General features: G+C 73.7%; 18 protein-coding genes and 1 riboswitch. Of the genes, 7 read left to right on the forward strand and 11 right to left on the reverse strand.

The window, feature by feature from the left end:
* Nucleotides 1–3: 3 nt before the first annotated feature.
* From IE267_RS07085 to IE267_RS07120, 8 genes are all read right to left on the reverse strand, one after another.
* Nucleotides 4–1,368 carry a cobyrinic acid a,c-diamide synthase CobB gene (locus tag IE267_RS07085; protein ID WP_167154143.1) on the reverse strand — a complete coding sequence of 455 codons (1,365 nt, stop codon included), beginning with the start codon at nucleotides 1,366–1,368 and terminating at the stop codon, nucleotides 4–6.
* Nucleotides 1,362–1,970, reverse strand: a complete 609-nt coding sequence (cobO, locus tag IE267_RS07090; RefSeq protein WP_100574366.1) for a cob(I)yrinic acid a,c-diamide adenosyltransferase — start codon at nucleotides 1,968–1,970, stop codon at nucleotides 1,362–1,364. Before cobO ends, IE267_RS07085 begins: the two co-directional genes overlap by 7 nt.
* The gene (locus IE267_RS07095; protein ID WP_189762449.1) at nucleotides 1,970–4,012 is read right to left on the reverse strand and encodes a putative cobaltochelatase; all 2,043 of its coding nucleotides are present in this window, start codon (nucleotides 4,010–4,012) and stop codon (nucleotides 1,970–1,972) included. Before IE267_RS07095 ends, cobO begins: the two co-directional genes overlap by 1 nt.
* Before the next feature lie 88 nt (nucleotides 4,013–4,100).
* Nucleotides 4,101–5,645 carry a cobyric acid synthase gene (locus IE267_RS07100; protein WP_189762450.1) on the reverse strand — a complete coding sequence of 515 codons (1,545 nt, stop codon included), beginning with the start codon at nucleotides 5,643–5,645 and terminating at the stop codon, nucleotides 4,101–4,103.
* Entirely contained in the window at nucleotides 5,627–6,583 is a 957-nt protein-coding gene (locus tag IE267_RS07105) for a cobalamin biosynthesis protein (RefSeq protein ID WP_189762517.1), read from the reverse strand. The genes IE267_RS07100 and IE267_RS07105 overlap by 19 nt, the downstream gene beginning before the upstream one ends.
* Nucleotides 6,584–6,679: 96 nt before the next feature.
* Nucleotides 6,680–6,819, reverse strand: a riboswitch (cobalamin riboswitch).
* Between the two features lie 123 nt (nucleotides 6,820–6,942).
* Nucleotides 6,943–7,167, reverse strand: coding sequence for a hypothetical protein (locus tag IE267_RS07110; RefSeq protein ID WP_100574363.1), 225 nt, complete (start codon nucleotides 7,165–7,167; stop codon nucleotides 6,943–6,945).
* Nucleotides 7,168–7,199: 32 nt separating this feature from the next.
* Entirely contained in the window at nucleotides 7,200–8,468 is a 1,269-nt protein-coding gene (locus IE267_RS07115; RefSeq protein ID WP_189762451.1) for an inorganic phosphate transporter, read from the reverse strand.
* 130 nt (nucleotides 8,469–8,598) lie between these two features.
* On the reverse strand, nucleotides 8,599–9,387 hold the full coding sequence (locus IE267_RS07120; protein WP_167154153.1) for a GH25 family lysozyme: 789 nt from the start codon (nucleotides 9,385–9,387) through the stop codon (nucleotides 8,599–8,601).
* A 105-nt stretch (nucleotides 9,388–9,492) separates the two neighbouring features.
* Between IE267_RS07120 and IE267_RS07125 the strand changes: the two genes are divergently transcribed.
* The 3 genes from IE267_RS07125 to IE267_RS07135 all read left to right on the forward strand — a co-directional run bounded on the left by IE267_RS07125 (nucleotide 9,493) and on the right by IE267_RS07135 (nucleotide 13,070).
* Nucleotides 9,493–10,146 carry a class II aldolase/adducin family protein gene (locus tag IE267_RS07125; protein ID WP_167154155.1) on the forward strand — a complete coding sequence of 218 codons (654 nt, stop codon included), beginning with the start codon at nucleotides 9,493–9,495 and terminating at the stop codon, nucleotides 10,144–10,146.
* 98 nt (nucleotides 10,147–10,244) lie between these two features.
* Complete coding sequence (locus IE267_RS07130) at nucleotides 10,245–11,372, forward strand: alpha/beta hydrolase (RefSeq protein WP_189762452.1); 1,128 nt, start codon at nucleotides 10,245–10,247, stop codon at nucleotides 11,370–11,372.
* Between the two features lie 354 nt (nucleotides 11,373–11,726).
* Nucleotides 11,727–13,070 carry a hypothetical protein gene (locus IE267_RS07135; protein WP_167154159.1) on the forward strand — a complete coding sequence of 448 codons (1,344 nt, stop codon included), beginning with the start codon at nucleotides 11,727–11,729 and terminating at the stop codon, nucleotides 13,068–13,070.
* Nucleotides 13,071–13,172: 102 nt separating this feature from the next.
* Here IE267_RS07135 and IE267_RS07140 read toward each other — a convergent pair whose 3' ends face one another.
* Together IE267_RS07140 and ypfJ are read right to left on the reverse strand one after the other, a co-directional pair.
* The gene (locus IE267_RS07140; protein WP_167154161.1) at nucleotides 13,173–13,562 is read right to left on the reverse strand and encodes a VOC family protein; all 390 of its coding nucleotides are present in this window, start codon (nucleotides 13,560–13,562) and stop codon (nucleotides 13,173–13,175) included.
* A 135-nt stretch (nucleotides 13,563–13,697) separates the two neighbouring features.
* Nucleotides 13,698–14,594: a KPN_02809 family neutral zinc metallopeptidase gene (gene ypfJ / locus IE267_RS07145; RefSeq protein WP_167154163.1), complete on the reverse strand. Its 897-nt coding sequence runs from the start codon at nucleotides 14,592–14,594 to the stop codon at nucleotides 13,698–13,700.
* Nucleotides 14,595–14,739: 145 nt separating this feature from the next.
* On the opposite strand from ypfJ, the gene IE267_RS07150 reads away from it, so the two are divergent.
* The 4 genes from IE267_RS07150 (at nucleotide 14,740) to IE267_RS07165 (ending at nucleotide 18,741) form a co-directional block, all read left to right on the forward strand.
* A complete protein-coding gene (locus tag IE267_RS07150) occupies nucleotides 14,740–15,438 on the forward strand; it encodes a hypothetical protein (RefSeq protein ID WP_167154165.1) in 699 nt (232 codons plus the stop codon).
* Between the two features lie 146 nt (nucleotides 15,439–15,584).
* Nucleotides 15,585–17,183, forward strand: a complete 1,599-nt coding sequence (locus tag IE267_RS07155) for an ABC-F family ATP-binding cassette domain-containing protein (RefSeq protein ID WP_100574354.1) — start codon at nucleotides 15,585–15,587, stop codon at nucleotides 17,181–17,183.
* 387 nt (nucleotides 17,184–17,570) lie between these two features.
* Nucleotides 17,571–17,792, forward strand: a complete 222-nt coding sequence (locus IE267_RS07160) for a helix-turn-helix domain-containing protein (protein ID WP_030163146.1) — start codon at nucleotides 17,571–17,573, stop codon at nucleotides 17,790–17,792.
* 148 nt (nucleotides 17,793–17,940) lie between these two features.
* Nucleotides 17,941–18,741: an enoyl-CoA hydratase/isomerase family protein gene (locus tag IE267_RS07165; RefSeq protein WP_167154167.1), complete on the forward strand. Its 801-nt coding sequence runs from the start codon at nucleotides 17,941–17,943 to the stop codon at nucleotides 18,739–18,741.
* Between the two features lie 119 nt (nucleotides 18,742–18,860).
* On the opposite strand, the gene IE267_RS07170 is transcribed toward IE267_RS07165, so the two are convergent.
* The gene (locus tag IE267_RS07170; RefSeq protein ID WP_167154169.1) at nucleotides 18,861–19,526 is read right to left on the reverse strand and encodes a hypothetical protein; all 666 of its coding nucleotides are present in this window, start codon (nucleotides 19,524–19,526) and stop codon (nucleotides 18,861–18,863) included.
* Nucleotides 19,527–19,572: the final 46 nt, after the last annotated feature.

The raw sequence follows: 19,572 nt of genomic DNA on the forward strand, positions 1-19,572 counted from the left end.
ACGTCATCGGGCGCAGCCCTCGGCGAACCGGCGGGCCACCTCGGGGCGGGCCGCCCAGTGCGTGTGCAGATAGCTGGCGTGCACACCCTGCTGTACGAAGCCCTCGACGCGGCGCTCCGGGTGCACCACGCCCCACGCCGGGTCGGCGCCCGCGCCCGGCTCGATCACGGTGCGGTGGAACTCGTGGCCGCGCAGCCGCGTCCCGGCGACGGCCAGGCTGTTGTCCCGCACCGCGACGGCCTCGCGGTAGCCGAGGGTGAGGCGGCCCGACATCCGCGCGTCGGCGTCGAGCACCCCGCACATGGGCTGCCCGTCGAGCGAGCGCGCCAGGTACAGCAGCCCCGCGCACTCGGCGGCGACGGGTGCCCCCGAGCGGGCGAGCTCGGCGACGGCCTTGCGGAGCCGCTCGTTGGCCGACAGCTCGGCCGCGTACACCTCGGGGAAGCCGCCGCCTATGACCAATCCGTCGGTGCCGGGAGGGAGTTGCTCGTCCTTGAGCGGATCGAAAGTGACGGTCTCCGCGCCGGCGGCGGTGAGTAGTTCGGGGTGCTCGGCGTAGGAGAAGGTGAACGCGGAGCCCCCGGCGACGGCGATGACGGGCCGCCGCGCGGAGCCCCGGCCCGTCCGGTCCGCGGCCGACAAGCCGTCCGCCGGGTCCCACGGCTCGGCCCCCAGCGGCGGGGCCGTGCGGGCCAGGGCGAGCAGGCCCTCCAGATCGCAGCCCGACCGGACCTGGGCGGCCATCGCCGCGACCGCGTCCACCGCGTCCGGGCGGCGTTCCGCGACCGGGACCAGGCCCAGGTGGCGGGAGGGCGTGTCGACCTGCGGTGCGCGGCGCAGGGCGCCGAGGACCGGGACGCCCACGTCCTCCATGGCCTCCCGGAGCAGCGCCTCGTGCCGGTCCGAGCCGACCTTGTTGAGGATCACCCCGCCGATCCGCACCCCGGGGTCCCACGAAGCGAAGCCGTGCACCAGGGCGGCCACCGACCGCGACTGCGAGGAGGCGTCCACGACGAGCACGACCGGGGCTCGCAGCAGCTTGGACACCTGGGCGGTGGAGGCGAGTTCGCCCAGGCCGCTCGCCCCGTCGTACAGACCCATCACGCCCTCGACGACCGCGAGGTCGCAGCCGCGCGCCCCGTGCGCGAACAGCGGGGCCACGAGCTCGGGCCCGCACATGTACGCGTCGAGGTTGCGGCCCGGCCGTCCGGTCGCGAGCGCGTGGTAGCCGGGGTCGATGTAGTCGGGCCCCACCTTGTGCGGGGACACGGTGAGCCCGGACCGCGCGAACGCGGCCATCAGGCCCGTCGCCACGGTGGTCTTGCCGCTGCCCGATGCCGGGGCCGCGATGACGAGACGTGCTACCACTCGATGCCCCGCTGGCCCTTCTGACCGGCGTCCATCGGGTGCTTGACCTTGGACATGTCGGTGACCAGATCCGCGAACTCCACCAGCTGCTCGGGGGCGTTGCGGCCGGTGATGACCACGTGCTGGGTGCCGGGCCGGTCGCGCAGGACCGCGACGACCTCCTCGACGTCGACCCAGCCCCAGTGCAGCAGATACGCGAACTCGTCGAGCACGTAGAACTTGTAGGTCTCGGCGGCCAGGTCGCGCTTGACCTGCTCCCAGCCCTCGCGGGCCTTCTCCTCGTGCGTGGGCTCGCCCTCGGCGGTCTCGCGCTGGATCCAGGACCAGCCCTCGCCCATCTTGTGCCAGTCCACCGGGCCGCCCTCGCCGGAGGCCCCGAGCACCTTCAGCGCGTTCTCCTCGCCGACCTTCCACTTCGCCGACTTCACGAACTGGAACACCCCGACCGGCCAGCCCTGGTTCCAGGCGCGCAGTGCCATGCCGAACGCGGCCGTCGACTTCCCCTTGCCGACGCCCGTGTGCACCATGACCAGGTGCCTGTTACGACGCTGACGGGTCGTCAGACCGTCCTCGGGTACGACACTGACCTGTCCCTGCGGCATTAAGCGGCCCTCCTCGAAGTTCCAGTTGCGTCCTTGACGAGCCCGGCGATGGAATCCGCCCGCAGCTCGTCCAACGTGACGGCGGTGCCGCCGAGTTCGCGTGCGAGCTCCCCGGCGAGCCCGAGCCGGACCATCCCCGACTCGCAGTCCACGACCACCGACGCGGTGCCCTCACCGGCGTGCAGCCGGGCCGCGCGGGCGCCGAGCGCCACGGGCTCGGGGCCGCCGGTGGCCCGGCCGTCGGTGACCACCACGAGCAGCGGGCGCCGCGAGGGATCGCGCAGCCGCTCCACGCGCAGCACGTCATGGGCCTTGAGCAGCCCGGCCGCGAGCGGGGTGCGCCCGCCGGTCGGCAGCGATTCGAGCCGGGCCGCGGCCGCGTCCACCGACGAGGTGGGCGGCAGCGCGAGCTCGGCGTCCTTGCCGCGGAAGGTGATCAGGCCGACCTTGTCGCGCCGCTGGTAGGCGTCGAGCAGCAGCGAGAGTACGGCGCCCTTGACCGCGCTCATCCGCTGCCGTGCCGCCATCGACCCGGACGCGTCCACCACGAACAGGACGAGGTTGCCCTCGCGGCCCTCGCGGGTGGCCTGGCGCAGATCGTCCCGGCGCACCACGAGGCCCCGGCCGGAGCGGCCGCGCGCCCGCTGGTGCGGGGCGGCCGCCTGCACGGTCGCCGCCAAGTGCAGCTTGGTGAGCGCCCCTTGGGGCCGCCGTGAACCGGTCGTGCGGCCGTGGTCGGTACGGGCCCGCGAGCGCCGGCCCGCCGCGCCCTCGCCGAGTCCGGGCACGCTCAGCATCTTCGTACGGAACGGCTCGGCTGCCTTCACCGCGGCCCGCTCACCGGGGCCGCTCGGGGCAGGGGACGCGGGCGGCTCCATGGACTCGGAGGAATCGGACGCGTCCGATGACTCGGGTGCGTCGGGCGATTCGGGCGATTCGGCGGGGTCCTCGGGGGAGTCGCCCTGCGGCGGCACCCCGCCGCCCCCACCGCCGCCGGGGCCCTCTGGGCCCGGGTCGGGATCGTCGTCCTCGTCCTTGAACTGCTCAAGCGTCTCGTCGAGCTTGTCCTGGTCCAGGCCCGGCGCGTCGAACGGGTTGCGCCGGCGCCGGTGCGGCAGCGCGAGCAGCGCGGCCTGGCGGACGTCCTCGCTGGTCACCTCGGTGCGCCCGGCCCACGCGGCGAGCGCGGTCGCGGTACGGGCCATCACGATGTCGGCGCGCATGCCGTCGACCTCGAACGCGGCACAGGTCGCGGCGATCTGGAGCAGGACCGCGTCCCCGAGCCCGACGGACGGCAGCAACTCCCGTGCGGCGACGATCCGTTGGCGCAACGCGCCCTCGTCATCGGCCCAGCGCGCGGCGAAGCCGGCCGGGTCGTCGTCGTAGGCGAGGCGGCGGCGCACCACCTCGACCCGCTGTTCGGGCTCGCGCGAGGCCGCGACCTCGACGGTCAGGCCGAACCGGTCGAGCAACTGCGGCCGCAGCTCGCCCTCTTCGGGGTTCATCGTGCCGACGAGCAGGAAGCGGGCCGCGTGCCGTACCGAGACGCCCTCGCGCTCGACGTAGGACGAACCCATGGCGGCGGCGTCGAGCAGGAGGTCGATGAGGTGGTCGTGCAGCAGGTTGACCTCGTCGACGTACAGGATGCCGCGGTGGGCGTCCGCGAGCAGCCCCGGCTCGAAGGACTTCACGCCCTCGCCCAGCGCCCGTTCGATGTCGAGGGCGCCCACCAGGCGGTCCTCGGACGCGCCGACGGGAAGCTCGACCATGCGCGCGGCGCGGGCCGTGCCGGGACCGCTCTCGTGCGGGCCGTCGGGGCACTCGGGGTCCGGTGCGGCCGGGTCGCAGCTGAAGCGGCAGCCCGCGACGACCGCCACCTCGGGCAGCAGGTCCGCGAGCGCCCGTACGGCGGTGCTCTTGGCGGTGCCCTTCTCGCCCCGGACGAGGACCCCGCCCACCGCCGGGCTGACGGCGTTCAGGAGCAGCGCGAGGCGCAGGTCGTCCATGCCGACGACGGCGGTGAACGGATACCGGGTGCTCATGTGCTGGTCTCTCCTTCGAGTAGTGCTGTGCGCCGGGGGCCCGCGGCGGTGGCCGGGGCGTCCACGAGGTGGTGAAGGGCGGCCCGGGTCACGGCGCCCCCGGCGGAATGAAGGGCAGCCCGGCGGGCGGGCCCTGCTCGATCAGCCGCAACAGGGCGTCGGTGTCGGCGTGTTCCTCGATCAGGTCGCCGAGCCGGTCGAGCTGCTCCTCGCGCAGCACCCCGAACGAGGTGTCCGGCGCGGGCACGAACCGGCGGCCCGCGTCGCGCGCGACCCGTTCGAGGAAGCGGCGCCGGAACCCGTCGCTCTCCAGGGAGCCGTGCCAGTGCGTCCCCCACACCGAGCCCACCCGGCACCCGTCCAAGAAGGTGTCCCCGCCCAGGACTTCGGCCACCCCGTGGTGGATCTCGTACCCCTCGACGCGCTCGCCGAGGGCCTCGCCGACCGGCCGTGCCAGGGTCTTCCCGGCGGCGAACCGCACCCGTACGGGCAGCAGCCCGAGGCCCGCCACCGAGCCCGCCTTCGACTCGACGTCGTCCTCGATGTGCTCGCCGAGCAGCTGGAACCCGCCGCAGATGCCGAGCACCGGGCGGCCCTGGGCGGCCCGTCTCCCCAGTTCCGCCGCGAGGCCGCGTTCGCGCAGCCACTCCAGCGCGCGGACCGTGCCGCGCGTCCCGGGCACCACCACGAGGTCGGCGTCGGTGAGTTCCTCGGGCCGGTCCACGAACCGCACGACCACACCGGGCTCGGCCGCGAGCGCGTCCACGTCGGTGAAGTTGGACATCAGCGGCACCGCGCAGACGGCGACCCGCAGCACGTCCTCGCCGACCGGCGGCGCCACCACCGACTCCCGCACGGTCCCGCGCATCGAGACGCGCAGGCCGTCCTCCTCGTCGATGCCGAGGCCGTGGGCGTACGGCAGGATGCCGTACGTGTGCCGCCCGGTGAGGCCGCGCAGCATCTCGATGCCGGGCTCCAGGAGCGTCACATCGCCCCGGAACTTGTTGACGACGTACCCCGCGACCAGCGCCTGGTCCTCGGGGCTCAGCAGCGCCGTCGTCCCGAAGAACGAGGCGAAGACCCCGCCCCGGTCGATGTCGCCGACCACGACCACGGGCAGCCGGGCGGCCCGGGCGATGCCCATGTTGACGATGTCGGTGCGGCGCAGATTGATCTCGGCCGGGCTGCCCGCACCCTCGCAGATCACGGCGTCGTACGTACCGCGGAGTTCCGCGAGGCAGTCGAGGACCGGACCGAGGAGCGCCTCTCGACGCCCGCCGGCCAGTGGCTGCCCGGCGGCCGGCCCGTCGGCCGCGCCGAAGAACCCGCGGGCGCTCAGCTCACCGACCGGCTTGCCCATGAGGACGACCTGGCTGGAGCGGTCGCTGCCGGGCTTGAGCAGCACCGGGTTCATGAGCGCGGTCGGCTCCACCCGGGCGGCCTGTGCCTGCATCGCCTGTGCCCGGCCGATCTCCGCGCCCTCGCGCGTCACGAACGAGTTCAGCGACATGTTCTGGCCCTTGAAGGGCGCGACCTTGACGCCCCGGCGCACCAGCCAGCGGCAGATCCCGGCCGTGACGACGCTCTTGCCGGCGTCCGATGTCGTGCCCGCGATCAGCAGCCCGCCACCCATGTACGTCCCTTCCTCACAGCGGCCCGCGCCGCCACGGCGCCGGCCAGCGTCAGCAGGCCCACCGTGCGCGAGAGCCGTACCGCCCGTTCGATGTCCGCGACCTCGACGGCCCGGCCCGGCGCGTTCAGGACCGGCCGGTGCTCGACGCGCCCCGCGTACGAGAGCGTGCCGCCGAGCCGTACGCCGAGCGCTCCCGCGAACGCGGCCTCCACCGGGCCCGCGTTGGGGCTCGGGTGCCGGGCGGCGTCGGCCCGCCAGGCCCGTGCCGCGCCCTTGGTGTCAGGGCCCGCAAGGGCGGCGAGGACGGCGGTGAGGCGGGCGCCGGGCCAGCCCATCACGTCGTCCAGCCGCGCCGAGGCCCAGCCGTAGCGGCGGTACCTGGCCGACTTGTGCCCGACCATCGCGTCCAGGGTGTTGACCGCCCGGAAGCCCACGAGCCCGGGCACGCCCCCGAGCGCGCCCCACACCAGGGCGCCGACGACCGCGTCCGAGGTGTTCTCGGCGACCGACTCGACGACCGCGCGGGCGATGCCGTCGGCGTCCAGGGACTGCGGGTCGCGCCCGCACAGATGGGGCAGGCGCTCCCGGGCCGCCTCGACGTCGCCCGCGGCCAGCGCCCCGCCGATCGCGCGCGCCTCGCGGCCCAGCGAAGTGCCGCCGATCACTGTCCAGGTGGCGGCCGCGGTCAGCGCGACGGATGCGGCGGGGCGGCTGCGTACGGCACGGGAGGCGAGGGCGGCGGCAGTGGCGGCGCCGCCCGCGCACACCAGGGTGTGCAGCGCGCCCCGGCCGCGGTCGTCGCGCCACAGGGCGCGTTCGACGGCGGCGGCGGCACGGCCGAAGGCGGCGACCGGATGGCCGCGGCGGGGGTCGCCGAGCAGGAGGTCGCCGATGAGCCCGGCGGTGGCGCCGTAGGCGAAGGTGCGATCGGCCCGCATGGTCAGCGCGCCGGGGCGTCGCGGAAGGGGCCGGAAGATCTCGACGGGCAGGGGCGCATGGCGGTGTGTCCTCACTCAGGGTGTCCGCGCCCTGGTACGACGTGACCGGCGGTGAGAGTTCCTGGCTTCGCGGGGATCACTCCCCGGTGACAGTGGCGGGACCGCGCCGGATTCGCACCGGCTTCCTCTGCTGCCGCCGTAGCTGGCCGGTGCAGTCCACCACGCTGCGAGAACACCCGTCAACTTGCTGTTGACCTGCGGCGCGAGAGAGTGCCCGGCATCACGCCGGACCGCCCCGCGGCGGGGGCCACGGGGCGGTCCGGGTGGTGCGTGTGGGGCGGGCGGCGCGGTGCGCGGGGTCAGGCGACGATCAGGTAGATCCCGTACGCCACGGCCGCCGCGCAGAGTGCGAAGCAGGCGTAGGCGCCGGTGCGGGCCATCGCCACGTTGCCCGCGGTGCCCGACGCCGCGGCCTCCCGCTTGGTGAGGCCGACGATGCCGAGGGTGAACAGGCCCACCAGGCCGACGGTCACCGCGAGGCTGACGCCGAAGACGGAGCCGAGAGCTGCCCAGTCGATGTGCATGAGGATTCCTTAGCTGAGCCGGAGCAGCGGGGTCAGACCGTCGCCGGGGTGGGCGGGTCGACGGGGGCCACCGGGGCCGGGGACTGGATCGTGGCCTTGAGGTCGGCGGCCGCCGCGGCGAGGCCGGTCGGGGGCGGGGTGACGGCGGCGATCGCGGTGGTGATGACACCGGCGGGCTCGGCCACGGGCGTCTCGTCGATCGCGTCGGCGGTGACGTTGTGGTGGTCGACCGGCTGGCGGCGCGACAGCTTCCAGATGACGCCCGAGCCGGCGATCAGGAGGATCGCGACGGCGGCGATGCCCCAGGTGCCCTGCTTGGTGAGGAACTCCGCGCCCGCGCCGACCAGTCCTGCCGCCGGAAGCGTCAGGATCCAGGCGACGGCCATGCGGCTCGCGGTGGACCAGCGGACCACCCCGCCCTTGCGGCCGAGGCCCGCGCCCATGACGGAGCCGGAGCAGACCTGGGTGGTGGAGAGCGAGAAGCCGATGTGCGAGGAGGCCAGGATGACGGTGGCGGCACCGGTCTGGGCGGCGAAGCCCTGCGGCGGGCGCAGCTCGGTCAGGCCCTTGCCCATGGTGCGGATGATGCGCCAGCCGCCGAGGTAGGTGCCCATCGCGATGGCCAGACCGGCCGAGACGATGACCCACAGCGGGGGGTTCGCGCCCGGGTGCAGGACACCGCCGGTGACCAGGGCGAGGGTGATGATGCCCATCGTCTTCTGGGCGTCGTTGGTGCCGTGGGCGAGCGAGACGAGACCGGCCGAGGCGATCTGGCCGGCCCGGTAGCCCTTCGCGGTGGCCTTCGGGTCGGCGTTCCGATTGATCCGGTACGTGAGCCTGGTGGCCAGCATCGCGGCGAGACCCGCGACGATCGGGGCGGCGACGGCGGGGAGCAGCACCTTGGTGACGACGGTGGAGCCGTTGACCGAGCCCCAGCCGGCCGACATGACCGCGGCACCGATGAGGCCGCCGAACAGGGCGTGCGAAGAGCTGGAGGGCAGCCCGAGCAGCCAGGTCAGGAGGTTCCAGAGGATGGCACCGACCAGGGCCGCGAAGATGACCTCGGTTCTGATGCCCTTTTCGTCGATGATCCCGCCGGAGATCGTCTTGGCGACCTCCACTGACAGGAACGCGCCGACCAGGTTGAGCGCGGCGGACATGGCGACCGCCGTCTTGGGCTTCAGGGCGCCGGTCGAGATGGTGGTGGCCATCGCGTTGGCGGTGTCATGGAAACCGTTCGTGAAATCGAACACGAGAGCTGTCACGACCACAATCGCGAGCAGCAGCGTGATGTGTTCCATTTACCCAGGCAATCGTTCGACGTCAGTGGCGGGACGAACGTAAGTAACCTGAGTGAACGGAAGGTGAACTGGGGCGGGCGCAGCGGTGACCGTGGCCGCTTCTCGCTCCTCGTCGGCGACCGGGGCCCGTTCAGCGCCCGGCCGCGAACCGCTTCAACTGCGCAAAAGTCCCATTGAAGAGATTCTGGTCACCCGGCAGGTTCCCGCTGCCGTTCGCGTACTGCCAGAGCGTCCAGTACGACCAGCCCGCGGGCAGTGCGCCCGGGGTGGTGGCGTACCGGGCCAGCCACAGGGCGTGGGTCGGGCCGAAGGCGCGGCTGCGGCCGGTGCAGTCGTTCCACCAGGCCGCGGTCGTGTAGATCACCGGCCGGCGGCCGGTGCGCGCCCGCACCTCGTCGCTGAAGCCCGCGATCCACTCGGTCATCGCGGCCGGGCTCAGGCCGTAGCACCTGGCACTGCTGCCGCCCTTGGTGTCCTTGACGTCCTTGGAGTAGGGATTGTGCTCCAGGTCCACCGCGGGCGGCAGCGTCCAGCCGTCGCCCGACCAGCCGCCGCCGTTGCCCACGAAGTAGTCGGCCTGGTCCCGGCCCGAGGACTGGCCGGGAACCGCGAAGTGGTAGGCGCCCCGGACCAGTCCCGCCTTCCGCGCGCCGTCGTACTGCTGCCCGAAGTAGGGGTTGCGGTACGACGTCCCCTCGGTCGCCTTCACATAGACGAAGGAGGCGCCCCGGCTCCTGGCCGCCGCCCAGTCGACGCGCCCCTGGTGCGAGGAGACGTCGTGGCCGGCGGGCCGGGTCTCGGCCGCGGCTCCCGGCTGGGCGGCGAGCGCCGTGCAGCCGAGGACCAGGGCGGCCAGGGAGGCCGTGAGCGCGGCCCGTGACCGGACCCGACGAAGCAGTGGATTACGGCCGCTAGCCATGCATTCCCCAGAAAATCCGGTGTACGGAACAAAGCACCCAGAGGCTAGTCCAAGATCACCGCCCGATCCGCCGTCCGGCCGCCTCCGGCTGGCAGGATCGCCCGCATGAGCGACGACGAGGCGGCGACGGCCGCGGCTTGGGCCGAACTGATCGACACCGCACGGCGAACTGCCGCGGAGGGACTGGTCGTCGGCACATCCGGCAATGTGTCGGTACGCGTCGGCGAGCTGATCCTGGTCACCCCCACCGGCGTGCCCTACGACCGGCTCGGCCCCGCCGACACGGTCGCCGTCGACCTCGACGGCCGCCAGGTCCTCGGCACCCTGCGCCCCACCAGCGAGATCCCGATGCACCTCGCCGTGTACCGGAGCACCGACGCCCGGGCCGTCGTCCACACCCACGCGGTGCACGCCACGGCCGTCTCCACCCTGGTCACCGAGCTGCCGCTGATCCACTACATGGCGGCCGCGCTCGGCGGCCCGGTCCGGGTCGCCCCGTACGCCCTGTACGGCAGCGAGGAGTTGGCCGGGAACATGCTGCGCGCCCTGGACGGCCGCACCGGATGCCTGCTGCAGAATCACGGAACCGTCGCCCACGGCACCTCCCTGGCCCAGGCCTACGACCGCACCGCCCAGCTGGAGTGGATGTGCCGGGTGTGGCTCACGGCCGCCGCACTGCCCGGCCGCACCCCCTCGCTGCTCACCCGGGGCCAGCTCGACGAGGTGGGCGAGAAGCTCCGCGGCTACGGACAGCCGTAGCGGTCCCGTCCCGCGGCGGGGCCCCGGGAGCCCCGGCCCGCCGCCCCGATGGGCCATGCCCACTGGCATCCCGGTCGCCCCGCCCCGAGACTGAACGCGTGCGCCCCGCAACGAAGACGGCAGCGGCCGTCACCACACTCCTCGGCGTCGGGGCGGCAGCGGTCGTCGCCGGACGCATCGCCAGCGACGCCGCGCTCAAGGCGGCGCCGGGCACCCCGCTGCCCACCGACCCCCCGCTGACCGTGCACGCCCTGGCGCCCGGCCGGGTCACCCTGACCCGTTCGCTCGCCGCGCTGCGGCCGGGCACCTACGGCCTCACGGGCGACGGCGTCCACGCCGTGGTCGGCCCCGTCCTCGACGACGCCCCGCACACCGCGGACACGGTGGTGCGCCGCCTGGAGCGGGTCACCCACGGCGCCCTCACGCCGGGGGACCGGCTGCGGCTCACCCCGCAGACGCACCGGGGCACCCCGAACACCGCCCTCGGCATCCAGCACCGGGACGTCGAGATCCCGGCCGAACTCGGGCCACTGCCCGCCTGGTTGGTGACCGGCGAGCGCTCCACCTGGGTGATCGCCGTGCACGGGCTCGGCACCACCCGCGAGCACGCCCTCAACATCATGGAGTTCCTGCGCGGCCAGCGCCTGCCGGTCCTCGTCCCCGCCTACCGCGGCGACGAGGGCGCGCCCCGTTCGCCGGACGGGCTCGGCCACCTCGGGGACTCCGAGTGGCGCGACCTGGACGCCGCGATCCGCCACGCCCTGCGCTCCGGGGCCCGGCGCGTCATCCTGCACGGCTGGTCCACCGGCGCCACGATGGCCCTGCATGCCGCCACCCGCTCCGCGCTGCGCGAGCGGATCGCCGGGATCGTGCTCGACTCCCCGGTCCTGGACTGGGAGTTCACGCTCAGGGCCCTCGCCTCCGCCCATCGCACCCCGGGGCCCCTGCTGCCGCTCGCGGTCCGGGCGGCCCAGGGCCGTACCGGCATCCACGGCGACCGCCTCCGGGAAGCCGTCGACCCCAGGGCGCTGCGGGTGCCGACCCTGCTCTTCCACGGCCCGGACGACACCCTCGCCCCCTGGGGCCCCTCGCGCGAACTGGCCGACCGGCGGCCGGAACTGATCACCCTGCACCCGGTCCCGGGCGCCCCGCACGCCTCGATGTGGAACGCGGACCCGGCCGGCTACGAAGAAACCCTGCGCCGCTTCCTCACCCCGCTCATGTGACAGGCCGTCAGGTCTCGCGATGGGGTGGAGCGGATTCCGCTTGCGCATTCGGACGGTCACCGGGCCGTGTTCGTCCCGCGGGGCGGCTCCCGGCCGCCCGTCGGTCCCGGCCGCCCGCTCCGGCCGGGCCCGGCCGATTCCGGTTGCCCGCTCCGACGGAGGGCGGGCCCCGCTCTGCGGGGGAGCGGCACCCCGATCCCCGGCCGCCCCGGGCGTCCCTGGCGCATCTTCGGCGGCCGGTTCCGTTTGGGCTTTCGGGCAGTGACCGGGAAGACTGCATGCGTGACGTCCCGGAAGCCTGAAGAGAAGTTGCCGCGCGACTCCAGACTGCGGCTTGTCCGCGCTCCGCACCCGATGCAAGCCCGACCCCTTGCCGCCGCCCGCAGGGCCGCGACCGACCGGCGTACCCGGCCGGCCCCGCGGCCGCCCGCGGGCACCCCGGCCGCGGCCGAACTGGCCCGCCAGGCCAGGGCGGTGCTCGCCGACGCCGTGCGCGTCGCCCGCTGGACCGACGCCGAGCGCGCCCGCGGTGCCGCCCCCGGCCCCGGCCGGCCCGGGCCGCTGCCCGTGCCGGTCACCGAGCGGGCGGCCGCCGCACTGGGCCTGACGCCCGCTCAGGTGCGGGCCGGCTGGGACCGGGCCCGGCTCGCGGGGCTCGTCGAACTGCACGGCGCCACGGTGCGGCCCGGCTGGCGGCTGCGCGCCTGGGACCGCGACGACGCGGCCGTGCTGCGCGGCTGGGTCGCCCTGTTCGACGCGTGGTCCCTCGTCCACCCCGCCCCCGACGACATCGCCCCCACCGCGGTCGCCGAGGTCGTCGAGGCCGTCCCCCAGGTGCTCTCCCTCCTCCAGCTCTCCAACGGGCCGGTCCTCGTGCCGGCCCTGCTCGACCTGCTCGAACAGCGGGTGGCCGAGCTGCGCGAGGAGCGCTGTGAGGTGCCCTACGGGCCCACGACCGACCCCGTCTCGCTGCCGCCCCTGCTGCCGCACCTCCTGGACTGGGCCCTGGCCGGGCTCGCCGCCGTCGGCGCGCTCGTCCTCGGCGAGGACCAGGCGACCTTGACGCCGCTCGGCAACTGGGCGGTCTGGGTCAAGCTGGAGCAGATCTGCGTCGCCGCGCAGAGCCCGGCCGGCAACATCGAGCAGCCCGCCGAGGACATGTTGCGCGGCTGCGCGGGCCTCACCCCCGGCCCCGCGCGCGCCGAGTACCGCGCGTGGACCGCCGCGCGCACCGTCGGCAGTGCCGTCACCGAACTCCTCGACGTGGCCCGGGGCGACGACGCGCTGCTGCGCGGGCTCGCCTTCGAGGCGCTGCGGGTCGTGGGATCGCCCGCCGAGGCCGGAGTGCGCGCCGCCACGTCGGAAACGTGTCTGCGCCCCTATGCGCTGCTCTGGCTCGCCGAGTACGACGGCGGCGACCCCGAGGACGTGCTCGGCGTGCTCACCCGGGAGGAGTCGACCTGGCTGTGGGTCGACACGGCCGCCGCCGTGGCCGACCACGGCGAGAGCGAACTCCTGGTGCGCCACCTCGACTCGGCGGTGCAGGGCACGGTCCCGGCGCTGCTCGACGAGGTGCGGGCGGTCGGGCATCCGCGCACGGTCCAGGTCCTGGTGGCCCTGGCCGCGGCCCACCCCGACCCGGCCCTGGCCAAGGCGGTCCGCCGTGCGGCCTTCCAGGTCCACACCGGGTCCGTGTAGCGACGCGCGTAGCGACCGCCCCGCCCGCCCCGGGGCGGGACGTCCTACGGCGTCGACTCCCGTCCGCGGAGCGCCTGTTGAGGCGTCAGGCGCCTCAGCCGGTCATTCCCCGCCGCCGGGCGCATAGGTGCCGAAGCTCCACACGTTGCCCTCGGCGTCCCGCGCCGTGTAGTTCCGCGAGCCGTAGTCCTGGTCCGCGGGCGCCATGAGGATCTCCATGCCCTGCTCGGCGGCGCGGGCGTGGTGCGCGTCCACATCGCCGACCACGACGTAGACCCCCACCGGGCCGCTCTCCGCCATGGCCTCGGCGAAGACGCCCTCGCGCCCCTTGGAGCCGACCATCACCAGACCCGTGCCGTAGGACAGTTCGGCATGCGTCACGCTGCCGTGCTCGTCCTCGTAGACGCACACCTCGGTGAAGCCGAAGGCGTCCTCCAGCCGGCGGATCGCCGCCTTCGCATCGTCGTACAGGACCGTCGGATACATGCTCATGCCGATCACTCCTTCCGGGCCGCCCCCGGGCCGAGCCGCTGACTGTGACCTGGATCTCAGTGTCGCACCCGGCACTGACAGCGCACCCTGCGCTCAGGGCGCACCCGGCCCGGCAGCGCGCCGCGGCGCGCCTACTCAGCGGGACGCGAAGGTGTTGCAGCGGGCCATGTCACCGGTCTGGTAGCCGGTGTAGAACCACTGCTGGCGCTGCTGCGCCGAGCCGTGCGTCCAGGTCTCCGGGGTGACCCTGCCCTGGAACTTCTCCTGGATCCGGTCGTCGCCGACCGCGGCCGCCGCGTCGAGGCCGTCCTTGATGTCCTGGTCGGTGAGCTTCGAGATGAGCGGCCGCCCGGTCGCCTTGTCCGGGGTCGTCGTCGCGTGGTGCGCCCACACCCCGGCGTAGCAGTCGGCCTGCAGCTCCACCTTCACTGCGTTGCTGCCGGCACCCTGCCGCCCGTCCTGCGACTTCTGCAGGGTGCCCATCAGGTTCTGGATGTGGTGGCCGTACTCGTGCGCCACCACGTAGGCCTGCGCGAAGGGGCCGCCGCTGGAGCCGAACTTGGTGCGCAGCTCGTTGAAGAACCCGAGGTCGAGGTAGACCTGCCGGTCGCCCGGGCAGTAGAAGGGCCCGACCGCCGAAGTGGCCGTCCCGCAGGCGGTGTTGACGCGACCGGTGAAGAAGACCGTCGAGGCGGGGGAGTACCTGCCGCCGCGCCGAGGGAACTCCTGGCTCCAGTAGTCCTGCACGCTGTTGACCACCGCGACGATCCGGCAGTCCTCCTTGGTGTTGGCGTCCGAGCCGGTGCGACAGCTCTGGTTCACCTGCGCCTGCGACGACGAGGCCGCGCCCGGTGTGGTGTCGCCCGAGGAGAGGCCGAGCTGCTCGGGGCCCACCCCGAAGAACAGGCCGAGGAGCAGCGCGATGACGCCGACGATGCCGCCGCCGACGGTGGCCCGCCCGCCCGGAATCCGGCTGCTGCGCACATCCTTGACCTCGGACGTGTCCAGATCGGCGTCGTCGTCGAACTGCATGGCCCCACCACCCTCTGTTCCGCCCGGGCCGACAGGGAGCGGCCCGCTCAAGGTGACCCCGAGTATCGGCAAAGTCACCCCGAGTATCAATCGGTTCATTGCGCTACGCCCGTTTTGTTACGTCGGCCGATACGCTCGGCGCGTCATGGACCGGACCCGTCTCGCGCTGACCGCCGTCGCCGCCGTACTCGCTCTCCCGCTGGTCACCGCGGCCCAGCACGCCGACCGGACCCGGTACGGCGACCACTTCGCCCGCTTCGCCGCACCCGCCTCAGCCCCGGCCTCGGTGCGCCTGCGCGGCGCGGCCGTCGAGGCGTACGACAGCGACACCGGCGCCCGGCGCTGGACGTACGGCAGACGCGGCAGCCGGCCGCTCGCCCTGTACCGCGCGCCCGGCCACGCCTTCGCCCTGTGGAGCGACGGCATGGTCACCGACACCGGCCCGCGCCGGGTCCGCTGGCACCGGGCGGTGCCCGGCCTCGACGCCTGGCTGGCCGGGCGGGGCGACCGCGCCGCCGGGGTGCTCCAGCCGCTCGACGCGGGCGGCCGCATGCTCGCCGTCGTCACTCCCGACCGCGTCAGCGCCTTCCGCGCCGCCGACGGCGACCTGCGCTGGCTGCTGCCCGCGAAGAAGGGCTGCGCCTTCGACCCGGCGCGCACCGCGCACCGGGCCGGGGTGCTGCTGCTCGCACAGCCCTGCCGGGACGGGGACTCCTGGAGCCGGGAACTGGCCGCCGTCGACGGCCTCGGGAAGATCACCCCGGGGCGCACCCCGCTGGGCAACGACCTCCCAGGTGAGGGGCCCGTGGACCGCGGCGGAATTGTGGTTGCGCGGCCCAGTTAGAATTGGCCCCATGGCAATTCTCCTTGTGCATTAGGCGGCGTCGACCTCCGCGCCCATCCGTCGCCCGCCACCGCCCTTCCAAGGACGCGCTTCGCGCGGCGCCACTTGACGTCCCGTCCGCCGTCCACACCGCCTGGAGTCTTTCCGTGATCACCGCCACCGGCATCGAGCTGCGCGCCGGCGCCCGAGTCCTCATCGAGTCCGCATCCTTCCGCGTCGCCAAGGGCGACCGCATCGGCCTGGTCGGCCGCAACGGAGCGGGCAAGACCACCCTCACCAAGTGCCTGGCCGGCGAGGGCATCCCGGCCGCCGGCACCATCACGCGCTCGGGCGAGGTCGGCTATCTGCCGCAGGACCCGCGCACCGGCGACCTCGACGTGCTCGCCCGCGACCGCATCCTCTCCGCCCGCGGCCTCGACGAGGTGCTGCGCAAGATGCGCGAGAACGAGGACCGCATGGCGAACGGCAAGGGCGCCACACGCGAGAAGGCGATGAAGAAGTACGAGCGCCTGGAGACCGAGTTCCTCACCAAGGGCGGGTACGCCGCCGAGGCCGAGGCCGCCACCATCGCCGCCGCGCTCGGCCTGCCCGACCGGGTGCTCGGCCAGCCGCTGCACACGCTCTCCGGTGGCCAGCGCCGCCGCATCGAGCTCGCCCGCATCCTGTTCTCGGACGCCGACACCCTGCTCCTCGACGAGCCGACCAACCACCTCGACGCCGACTCGATCGTGTGGCTGCGGGACTACCTCAAGACGTACCGCGGCGGCTTCATCGTGATCTCCCACGACGTCGACCTGGTCGAGACGGTCGTCAACAAGGTGTTCTACCTGGACGCCAACCGCTCGCACATCGACGTCTACAACATGGGCTGGAAGCTCTACCAGCAGCAGCGCGAGGCGGACGAGAAGCGCCGCAAGCGCGAGCGTCAGAACGCCGAGAAGAAGGCCGCGGCCCTCAACTCGCAGGCCGACAAGATGCGCGCCAAGGCCACCAAGACCGTCGCCGCGCAGAACATGGCCAAGCGCGCCGAACGCCTGCTCTCCGGTCTTGAGGCGGTCCGCGTCTCCGACAAGGTCGCCAAGCTGCGCTTCCCCGAGCCCGCGCCCTGCGGCAAGACGCCGCTGACCGCCGAGGGTCTGTCGAAGTCGTACGGCTCGCTCGAGATCTTCACCGATGTGGACCTGGCCATCGACAAGGGCTCGCGCGTCGTCATCCTCGGCCTCAACGGCGCCGGCAAGACGACCCTGCTCCGGCTGCTCGCCGGGGCCGAGAAGCCGGACACCGGCGAGGTCACCCCGGGGCACGGTCTGAAGATGGGCTACTACGCGCAGGAGCACGAGACGCTCGACCCGGACCGCACGGTCCTGGAGAACATGCGTTCGTCCGCGCCGGACCTCGACCTCGTCGAGGTGCGCAAGACGCTCGGCTCGTTCCTGTTCTCCGGCGACGACGTCGACAAGCCCGCCGGGGTCCTGTCCGGCGGCGAGAAGACCCGTCTCGCGCTCGCCACGCTCGTCGTGTCGTCCGCCAACGTGCTGCTGCTCGACGAGCCCACCAACAACCTGGACCCGGCGAGCCGCGAGGAGATCCTCGGCGCGCTGCGTACCTACAAGGGCGCGGTCGTCCTGGTCACCCACGACGAGGGCGCCGTCGAGGCGCTCCAGCCTGAGCGGATCATCCTGCTGCCGGACGGCGTCGAGGACCTGTGGGGCCCGGACTACGCGGACCTGGTCGCCCTCGCCTGACCGGCCGCGCCGGCGGACGTCCCGGGCGTCAACGGTGCATGATCCATCCGTTGATCCACTGCCTCTGGATCATTCGGCTTACGCGTGATCCTCAATCTGAGTGAGTGCGTCTCGTACCCCGGTGTGTCGGGCGCGGGATCAAGGTCCGTCCTTCGCGGGACGGGCCTTTTCCCATGTGTGACCCGGAACACAGCGCTGACCTGGCGCTTCGTCTCGACTTTCGGGCCGGGATATGTCCGAGGCCAGCCGGAATGTGACATTCCGGCCCGCCTTTTCACGCCTCGTGCGCCCAAGGTTGTTGCACGGACCTTGCCGAATGGGTGGCCAGGAAGCCCGGGAGGGGTGATCATGAGAAGTCCAGAGCGCACTTCCCATGAGGAGGCACGGGTGGCCGAGACTCTGAAGAAGGGCAGCCGGGTTACCGGCGCCGCGCGCGACAAGCTCGCGGCAGACCTGAAGAAGAAGTACGACTCCGGTGCGAGCATCCGGGCGCTGGCCGAGGAAACCGGCCGGTCCTACGGATTCGTCCACCGGATGCTCAGCGAGTCCGGGGTCATTCTCCGTGGACGCGGCGGAGCGACACGGGGCAAGAAGGCCGCCTCGGCCTGACCGAGGCGTTCCGGACGGCATCTGTGGCCCCCCGGGTCCGGTGGTGGCCACCCGGTCGGCCGTGCGGTCGACCGGGTGGTTACTGTGCAGTCACTTAGCGACCGCCGAGGCGGTCGTTCGATGACGGCCACTGACCCGGAGGCGCCCCATGGCTACGCCCGTATCCGTACATGAGGTATTCGACAAGGACGGCGTACGGCTCTCCGTCGACGACGCGGTCGCCACGGTGACCCTGACCAATCCGGCCAAGCGCAACGCCCAGTCTCCCGCTCTGTGGCGGGCGTTGGCAACGGCCGGACGGTCAATCCCGGGCAGCGTTCGCGTCGTTGTGCTGCGCGGCGAGGGCAAGTCCTTCTCCGCCGGCCTCGACCGCCAGGCCTTCACCCCTGAAGGCTTCGACGGCGAGCCCTCCTTCCTGGACCTCGCGCGCGGCTCCGACGAGGAGCTCGACGGGGTCATCGCCGAGTACCAGGAGGCGTTCACCTGGTGGCGCCGCAACGACATCGTGTCGATCGCGGCCGTCCAGGGGCACGCGATCGGCGCCGGCTTCCAGCTCGCCCTCGCCTGCGACCTCCGGGTCGTCGCGCAGGACGTGCAGTTCGCCATGCGCGAGACCAGCCTCGGACTCGTCCCCGACCTCACGGGTACGCACCCGCTGGTCGGGCTCGTCGGATACGCCCGCGCGCTCGAAATCTGCGCGACGGGACGGTTCGTGGGAGCCGACGAGGCCGAGCGCATCGGCCTGGCCAACCTCGCCGTGCCCGCCGATGAACTCGACTCAGCCGTACGGGACTTGGCGGGGGCGCTCCTTGCCGCGCCGCGTGACGCCGTGGTCGAGACGAAGGCCCTGCTGCGGGGTGCAGCAGGACGGGACTACGAGGAGCAGCGCCGCGCCGAGCGCGCCGCGCAGGCCCGCCGCCTGCGCGACCTGGCCGGCATCTCCGACTGACCCCTGCGTGAATCGGGCGGCGTGAATCGGGCGGCCCCGGGGCGGACTTGGGGTGACCGCGGGGCGGACTCGTCGTGGGCCCGCCCCGCTCCCGCGTCCCGCAGCGGAAACCGGCCGGCCTAGGGGCCGGCCCATGTGACGAGCACGCCCACCGAATCCGCTTCCGGTACCGCCCTGGCCACCGCCGCGCGCACCGCCCGGGCCACCTCCAGGGGATGGCCCGTCGTCGCCAGCTCCACGCGGACGTGGCCGTCCGCCTCGTGCACCGGCGCGCCCAGCTCGGACGTCAGATGGGCTACCCCGGGCGTGGCGAGGGCGGCGGCGGCCGCCGCCGTCGCGGGCGGCTCGGCTGGGCCGATCGGGGGACCGCCATCCGGGGGTTCCGGCAGCGCGTCGAGCAGGTCCGCCACCTGGAGGTCGACGTCCGAGACGTCCAGGCCGAGCCGTTCGTCCGCCGTGCTGAACAGCACCTCCCGAAGAGCCGCCGTCAGCTCCGGCAACGGGAGCCCGCCGAGCGCCGCGAGCCCGGCCGACACGCGCAGCGGAACCGGGTCCAGCGCGCTCGGCGGGGCCGGAACCAGCGGCCGCGCCCGGTCGTCCGGGTCCGCCGGGCCCAGCCTGAGGGACGTCAGCGCGAGCCCCGGCAGCCCGGCCGCCGCGGCCCGGAGCACCGCGACCGCGGCCCGTTCAGTGATCCATGCCCCGTCCTGCGGACCGCCCAGGGCGAGCAGTCGGCCCAGACCCAGCCGGCGGCGTACCGCGGCACTCCATGCGTCACCCGTCATGCTCCCAGCCTGCCGCATCCCGGGCGCGAGTCGGGGCAAGCGCACT

Source organism: Streptomyces xanthochromogenes (assembly GCF_014650455.1).
GTDB classification, from domain to species: Bacteria; Actinomycetota; Actinomycetes; order Streptomycetales; family Streptomycetaceae; genus Streptomyces; species Streptomyces xanthochromogenes.

Coding starts and splice junctions, on each gene's coding strand:
- IE267_RS07095 (WP_189762449.1), bottom strand. CDS start 4,012: ATGAGCACCCGGTATCCGTTCACCGCCGTCGTCGGCATGGACGACCTG.
- IE267_RS07140 (WP_167154161.1), bottom strand. CDS start 13,562: ATGAGCATGTATCCGACGGTCCTGTACGACGATGCGAAGGCGGCGATC.
- ypfJ (WP_167154163.1), bottom strand. CDS start 14,594: ATGCAGTTCGACGACGACGCCGATCTGGACACGTCCGAGGTCAAGGAT.
- IE267_RS07135 (WP_167154159.1), top strand. CDS start 11,727: ATGCAAGCCCGACCCCTTGCCGCCGCCCGCAGGGCCGCGACCGACCGG.
- IE267_RS07165 (WP_167154167.1), top strand. CDS start 17,941: ATGGCTACGCCCGTATCCGTACATGAGGTATTCGACAAGGACGGCGTA.
- IE267_RS07150 (WP_167154165.1), top strand. CDS start 14,740: ATGGACCGGACCCGTCTCGCGCTGACCGCCGTCGCCGCCGTACTCGCT.
- IE267_RS07110 (WP_100574363.1), bottom strand. CDS start 7,167: ATGCACATCGACTGGGCAGCTCTCGGCTCCGTCTTCGGCGTCAGCCTC.
- IE267_RS07115 (WP_189762451.1), bottom strand. CDS start 8,468: ATGGAACACATCACGCTGCTGCTCGCGATTGTGGTCGTGACAGCTCTC.
- cobO (WP_100574366.1), bottom strand. CDS start 1,970: ATGCCGCAGGGACAGGTCAGTGTCGTACCCGAGGACGGTCTGACGACC.
- IE267_RS07105 (WP_189762517.1), bottom strand. CDS start 6,583: ATGCGGGCCGATCGCACCTTCGCCTACGGCGCCACCGCCGGGCTCATC.
- IE267_RS07100 (WP_189762450.1), bottom strand. CDS start 5,645: ATGGGTGGCGGGCTGCTGATCGCGGGCACGACATCGGACGCCGGCAAG.
- IE267_RS07125 (WP_167154155.1), top strand. CDS start 9,493: ATGAGCGACGACGAGGCGGCGACGGCCGCGGCTTGGGCCGAACTGATC.
- IE267_RS07120 (WP_167154153.1), bottom strand. CDS start 9,387: ATGGCTAGCGGCCGTAATCCACTGCTTCGTCGGGTCCGGTCACGGGCC.
- IE267_RS07170 (WP_167154169.1), bottom strand. CDS start 19,526: ATGACGGGTGACGCATGGAGTGCCGCGGTACGCCGCCGGCTGGGTCTG.